Below are 6,346 nucleotides of genomic sequence, written 5' to 3' on the forward strand. Positions count from 1 at the left end.
AACGTTCTCAACGGTAGACGGTCAGCGCCATGGCGCCGAACAGACAGGTAAACAGACTCAGGCGCAGCAGCGCCGGGTGCCAGAAAAAGCGGTACAGGTCGAACCCCGAGAGGAACCGGTCCAGCGCCCAGGCCAGCGCCGCAGCGACAAAAAACATTAGGGTCATGGTCGGCATGTACACGCCGTGGAAGGCGATTTCACGAGGCATGGGCAAGTCCTTCGGGCTTGGCGACGGCGTAGGCAGCGAGTGGTGATTGCGGGTCGAGCAACGAGGTGCGGATGAAGTGCAGATAGCTCTTCACCCGACGCAGCGCGGACGTGTCGAAGTGCGGCGCGAACGGCTCGTCGGTCGCGGCGACCCGGCTGATCGCGTGATCGACCGCGACCAGTGCGCGCTCCAGATTGCTCGGGTTAGGTTGCAGAAACAGCCGCACCAGCGCCCGGCCCATCACGCGAATGGCCTGGCGCCACGGCTGCGATTCGGCATACGCCGGGTGCACCGGGAGGATCGCCTGTTCCTTGCGCAACTCGATGATCGCGTGGCCGACTTCGAGCACCACGAACATCCAGCGCAGCAGGTTTTTTTGTACCTTCGGCTGGCCGGCAGCGAGGCCGTATGCCTGATGCAACAGATCGCGGGTACGACTCTCGAAACTCGACGCCAGCCCCTTGAGTTTGCCGCTGATGGCGTAGACCACCTGACCACGCAGGTCCTGCTCCAGACGCTTCCACAACCAGCGGCTGTTCGGCGGCAGAATGATTGCCCCCGCCGCCGCGCATACCAGCATGCCCATGACCATGGCGATGTAGTCGTTGATGAAGGTGTAGGGGTTGTAGACGGTCAGGTTGTCCGGCACAGAACCTGTACTGAAGAAGATCAGCAACCCCAGGCCGACCCCGGCATATTGCGGTCGCGAAGCGAGGAACGAACCGAGCACGATCACCGGTGCGAGCATCACGCACAACAGCGGAAAACCGTCGATCCATGGGAAGATGAAAAACATCTCGACGAAGCCGATCAGCGCCCCGAGAAAAGTCCCGCAGGCCATCTGGAACGCCATGCGTTTCGGGTTCGGTGTGGCGGCGGACAAACCCACGGTGGCGGCGGCGATCAAGGTCATGGTCGCGCCGCTCGGCCACGCGGTGGCCACCCAATAGCTGCCCAGCACAATCAGGATGAACGACGCGCGGATCCCCGAAGCCGCCGCGGCCCACCAGTTGGTTTGCGGGGTGAACGGCTCGTCCCAGCGCTCACGCTCGTGGCGGTGATCGGCCAGCGAGGCGTGGGTCTGTGCATAACTGTGCAAGTCATCGACGAAGCGATAGAGCAATTCGTAGGCGGTGTGGAAGTCCAGTTGCTCGGCTTCACTCGGAGCGGTTTCCTGGAAAATCCCGCGCAAGGTGCGCACGCGTGTCGGCAGGCCTTCCTTGTACGTCGCCAACGCCGTCGCCAAACGTGCCGCGTCCGGGCTGGTCAAGGCACGGCCACTGAAGCCGTCGAGCACTTCGGCCAGGTCCTGCAGGCCCGGTTTGATCGCGGCCACTACATGTTCTTCGCCGTTGCCGCGCAGGCGCTCGAGCAATTGATGCAGAGCGTTGAAGCGGGTGGTGATGCCCATGAACTCGCTGTTCAGACGACTGAGGCGACCGTTGCGCCGACGCATGTGCGGGTCTTCGAACACGGTCACGCTGCGCAGCCCTTCCAGGCCTACGGCTTCGGCGATGAAGCGCACGTTGCTCGCTTCGAACGACTCGGCCTTGCTGCGCCCGCGCAGGCCATCGGTGACGAACAGCGCGAACACACCGAAGCGCTGATACAGGGCGTTGCGCATGGCTGCGCTGGCGGTTTGCGGCAGGATCGCGGCGCTGATCACGGTCGAGCAGAGAATCCCCAACGAGATTTCCAGCACCCGCCACACAGCGGCCATGAACGCGCCGTCCGGATGCGCCAGCGCCGGCAGCCCGACCATCGCCGCGGTGTAGCCCGCCAGGACAAAACCGTAGGCGCGAAAGTTACGGCAGCGCGCCGCCCCCGCCGAACAGATGCCAACCCAGATCGCCAGCGAGCCCAGGAACAATTCGGTGTTCTGCGCGAACAGCGCGATCAGCGTGACCATCATCGCCGACCCGGCCAGAGTGCCGAGAAAGCGATAGAAACTCTTGGCGAACACCTGCCCGCTCTGCGGCTGCATGACGATGAATACGGTGATCATCGCCGTGCGCGGCTGCGGCAGCTCCAGACGCATGGCCAGCCATAGCGTGAGGAACGCGGCGAGCAAGACCTTGAAGATGTAGACCCAGGTCACGCCATCACTGCGCGCCCAGTCAAAGAAGCCACGGCGCCATTCCAGGGAGGAGAGCCAGCGTAGAGGTGCGGGCAAGGGAGTCATTTGGAATTGCTCGATAAATGAAGAAAAAGTCTGTGGATCACGCAATTTCTGTGGCGAGCGAGCTTGCTCCCGCTTGAGTGCGCAGCGCTCACAAGATTTTTGGGGCTGCTGCCCAGCCCAACGGGAGCAAGCTCCCTCGCCACAGGTTTGCGCATGCCGTCTGGATTGTGTTCACCGCAGCAGGGTCGGGGTTTTCGGGGCTGCTGTTTGCTCGGCAGTCGGCACGTCATTGCCCGCCCCGAGGCCGCCGCCCAGCGCCGTCACCAGCTCGGCATGCGCACTCAAGCGCGCCGCCTGCACCTGCTGCTGCACCTGCTGTTGCTTGAACAGCAAGGTCTGCGCATTGAGCACGTTGAGGTAATCAGTGAGGCCACGCTGATAAGCGATCATCGCGATGTCGTAGGTCTTCTGCGCAGTGGCCACGGATTCGGCGGCGAAGGCTTGCTGCTTGTCCATCGACTCGCGGCGAATCAACTGGTCGGAGATGTTCTTCAGCGCATTGACCAGCGTCTGGTTGTAATGCGCCACGGCGATGTCATACCCGGCGGACGCTTCGCCCAGCTCACTGCGCAAACGCCCACCGTCGAAGATCGGCAAGGAGATCGCCGGGCCGACGTTGTAGTTGAGCTTCTTGCCAGTCAAAAACTCCAGCGCCCCGCCGCCGGTGGCCATGTAGCCGAGGCTGCCAACCAGATCGACGTTGGGATAGAAACCGGCATGCGCAACATCAATACCGCGCGCCTGCGCCGCGACCTGCCAGCGACTGGCGACCACGTCCGGGCGTTGACCGAGCAACTCGGCGGGCAATGCCGACGGCAGTTTCAACGCAGCCCCCAGCGCCAACGTCGGCCGCTGCAACTGCGCCCCGTCGCCCGGACCTTTGCCCGCCAACGCGGCGATCTGGTTACGGCTCAGGGCAATTTCTTCGTCGAGCGCATCCAGTTGCCGATGGGTTTCAGGCAACGGTGTTTCGGCCTGACTGACTTCGAAGTGCGTGCCGATCCCGCCATCCAGACGCTTCTGCGCCAGATCCAGAATCTGCTGTTGCTGCTTGAGCGTCGCGGCGACGATATCGCGCTGGGCATAGTGCAGCGACAGCTCGATGTAGGCGCGCACGAGGTTGTTCTGCAATTCCAGCTGCGCCAGCCGTTCTTCGGCGGCGCTCATGTGCGCCAGATCCACCGCGCGTTCGCTGGCATTGCTTTCGCGGCCCCAGAGGTCGAGGGCGTAGCTGAAACCCAGCGCGGCGTTGTTGTCCCAGGTGGTGGTGTTGGCCAGCTCGCCCGGGCCGTAGAACTGGTCGGTCGGCCAGTTGTGGCGCTTGAGCGTCGACTCGCCATTGATCTGCAACGACTCGGCCGCTTCGGCGACACCGGCCAGCGCCTTGGCCTGACGCACCCGCGCCGCGGCCATGGCCATGCTCGGACTGCCCTGCACGGCGAGGTCGATCCAGTGATTGAGTTGCGGGTCACCGTAGGCTTGCCACCATTGTGCGGTGGGCCAATTGGCGTCTTTGGCGGCGTGGGCAATCGCATCGTCGGTGGCCAGGGTATTGGCCTCCAGTGCCTTGCCCTGCGGGGCAATTCCTCCGGTACCGATGCAGCCGCCAAGACCCAAAGTAAAAGCCAGAACACTGAGCGGCAAAAGCGCTCTGTTGATGCGACGCGGCACAGCTGCGAATTCCTGAAAGAGGATAAGGCGGGACGTGTTCCCTTCTGCAGGAGCTGGCGAAGGCTGCGATCTTTGATCCTGATTCCCTTAAAACAGAATCAAAAGATCGCAGCCTTCGGCAGCTCCTACAGGGAACGGCGCAATTCTAGGTGGGCGCCTTGGTGGCGATAAGCTGGGATTCCTGTGAATCTTTGTTACCGTTAACGAGATAATCCCTTGGTCGGGGGTCTCAGCCCCTGAAACTTCGTGTCACAATTTGCCATCTCCCTTGAGAGCACCCCATGGACACATTGCAAAACATGCGCGCCTTCAGTTGTGTGGCCGAAGCCGGCAGCTTCACCGCCGCCGCCGTGCAACTCGACACCACCACGGCCAACGTCTCGCGCGCGGTCTCCAACCTGGAAGCCCACCTGCAAACCCGCCTGCTCAATCGCACGACCCGGCGCATCGCCCTGACCGAGGCCGGCAAGCGCTACCTGCTGCGCTGCGAACAGATCCTGGCCTATGTCGAAGAAGCCGAAGCCGAGGCCAGCGAAGCCCACGCGCGCCCCGCCGGCCAACTGAAAGTGCACACCATGACCGGCATCGGTCAGCACTTCGTGATCGACGCCATCGCCCGCTACCGCAAGACCCACCCGGACGTAACCTTCGACCTGACCATGGCCAACCGCGTGCCGGACCTGCTCGACGAAGGCTATGACGTGTCCATCGTGCTGGCCAGCGAACTGCCGGACTCGGGCTTCGTCTCGCAACGCCTGGGCATCACCTACAGCATCGTCTGCGCCTCCCCGGCCTACGTGAAAGCCAACGGCTGCGCGCAAAAACCCAGCGACCTGCTGAACCACGCCTGCCTGCGCCTCGTCAGCCCGGTGATCCCCCTGGAAAAATGGGCCTTCAACGGTCCCGAAGGCCAGGAAATGGTCACCATCAACAGCTCGCCGTTCCTGGTGAACTCCGCCGACGCCATGAAAGCCGCGATCATCAGCGGCATGGGCGTCGGCGTCCTGCCGGTCTACGCCGCCATCGAAGGCCTGCGCAACGGCACGCTGGTGCGGATGATGCCCAACTACCGCTCGCAGGAACTCAACCTGTACGCGATCTACCCGTCGCGGCAATACCTGGACGCGAAGATCAAGACCTGGGTCGAGTATTTGCGCGGGTCACTGCCGGAGATATTGGCGGCGCACCAAGCGGAACTGGCGGCTTATGAGTTGAGTGGCAGCCTCGCAGGAGCCCGTGTCGCCAACTGATTTTCAACACATCGCTAAACCTGTAGGGGCTGCCGCAGGCTGCGATCTTTGCCTTTGATGTTTAAAAATCAAAAGATCGCAGCCTACGGCAGCTCCTACAGAAGCGGTGATTTGACGGGAGTTTTCCGACAGGTTTTGACGGTTGTGGCTCGGAAGTGGGGTGGATAGGCTGGTTCGGTCGCTGACACATCAGCGACCGGGTCTGGAAAACCCGAAGGATCAAAGCACATGACATAATGCCGCGCTTTTTCAGCGCCGGTGTTTCAGTTATGGCGGCTGTACGTGGGAGACCCTCGGGTCTGCCGGGTTTGATCCTTTGCCGGTTTTTCCAGCCTGCGTACAGCTGCCACCCACTTCGCCTGGAAACGAAAAGTGGCAGTTCCATTTCGTTAAAAGGATCTTTGCCATGATTAAGCCTTCACCCAATCCGCCCCCAGCGGAAAGCACCTCCCCCTACGAATCCCTCGATTCAAAAAAGCTCCACGACGCCGCCGAGCGCGCCCTCGACCATTACCTGAAACCTTCCGCCGCTGCTGTGAGATTCCACAAACCCAGCAGCATGTTCCAGGTCGCCCCCGACATGGACAACGAAAGCCTGCTGGTCCACGCCTGCGAATCACTGGCCTCGGCAAGCATCATGACCAGCGATATCGCTGCGTATGTGGACAGCCCGCAGCGGCAGACGATACTGGCAATTCAGCAGATCATCATGCTGGCTGAGCTGGCGGTTAATCGGGTGCTGGATAATGTGGAAGTGAGCCAATCTGCAGCACACAGCTGAGCCATTGTGGGAGCGGGCGAGTCGGTTAGAGACTGGTCGGCTGTCAGGCCGCCATCGCTGGCAAGCCAGCTCCCACAAGGATTGACTGGATTCAGTTAGATCCAGGTCGGCTGTCAGGCCGCCTTCGCTGGCAAGCCAGCTCCCACAAGGACTGAGTGGATTCAGTTAGATCCAGGTCGGCTGCCAGGCCGCCTTCGCGAGCAAGCTCACTCCTACAGAAAAGCAAAGCAGTTCAGGCAGACCGCATGCTTTTC

5 protein-coding genes are annotated in these 6,346 nt (G+C 62.0%); 2 read left to right on the forward strand and 3 right to left on the reverse strand.

Going from position 1 to position 6,346, the window contains the following annotated elements:
• Positions 1-7: 7 nt before the first annotated feature.
• From OC71_RS04495 to OC71_RS04505, 3 genes are all read right to left on the reverse strand, one after another.
• A complete protein-coding gene (locus OC71_RS04495; RefSeq protein ID WP_003221811.1) occupies positions 8-208 on the reverse strand; it encodes a DUF1656 domain-containing protein in 201 nt (66 codons plus the stop codon).
• The gene (locus OC71_RS04500) at positions 198-2,390 is read right to left on the reverse strand and encodes an FUSC family protein (protein WP_041064868.1); all 2,193 of its coding nucleotides are present in this window, start codon (positions 2,388-2,390) and stop codon (positions 198-200) included. The genes OC71_RS04495 and OC71_RS04500 overlap by 11 nt, the downstream gene beginning before the upstream one ends.
• A gap of 171 nt (positions 2,391-2,561) precedes the next feature.
• Positions 2,562-4,061 (reverse strand): efflux transporter outer membrane subunit, encoded by a 1,500-nt coding sequence (locus tag OC71_RS04505; protein ID WP_041064871.1) that lies wholly within the window; start codon positions 4,059-4,061, stop codon positions 2,562-2,564.
• A 281-nt stretch (positions 4,062-4,342) separates the two neighbouring features.
• Here OC71_RS04505 and OC71_RS04510 point away from each other — a divergent pair, with 281 nt between their 5' ends.
• Positions 4,343-5,311 carry a LysR family transcriptional regulator gene (locus OC71_RS04510; protein WP_041064874.1) on the forward strand — a complete coding sequence of 323 codons (969 nt, stop codon included), beginning with the start codon at positions 4,343-4,345 and terminating at the stop codon, positions 5,309-5,311.
• 406 nt (positions 5,312-5,717) lie between these two features.
• Positions 5,718-6,092: a DUF6124 family protein gene (locus OC71_RS04515; RefSeq protein ID WP_041064877.1), complete on the forward strand. Its 375-nt coding sequence runs from the start codon at positions 5,718-5,720 to the stop codon at positions 6,090-6,092.
• Positions 6,093-6,346 lie beyond the last annotated feature (254 nt).

The organism is Pseudomonas sp. W15Feb9B, assembly GCF_000828175.1.
Taxonomy (GTDB): domain Bacteria; phylum Pseudomonadota; class Gammaproteobacteria; order Pseudomonadales; family Pseudomonadaceae; genus Aquipseudomonas; species Aquipseudomonas parakoreensis.

Coding starts and splice junctions, on each gene's coding strand:
- OC71_RS04495 (WP_003221811.1), bottom strand. CDS start 208: ATGCCTCGTGAAATCGCCTTCCACGGCGTGTACATGCCGACCATGACC.
- OC71_RS04500 (WP_041064868.1), bottom strand. CDS start 2,390: ATGACTCCCTTGCCCGCACCTCTACGCTGGCTCTCCTCCCTGGAATGG.
- OC71_RS04510 (WP_041064874.1), top strand. CDS start 4,343: ATGGACACATTGCAAAACATGCGCGCCTTCAGTTGTGTGGCCGAAGCC.
- OC71_RS04515 (WP_041064877.1), top strand. CDS start 5,718: ATGATTAAGCCTTCACCCAATCCGCCCCCAGCGGAAAGCACCTCCCCC.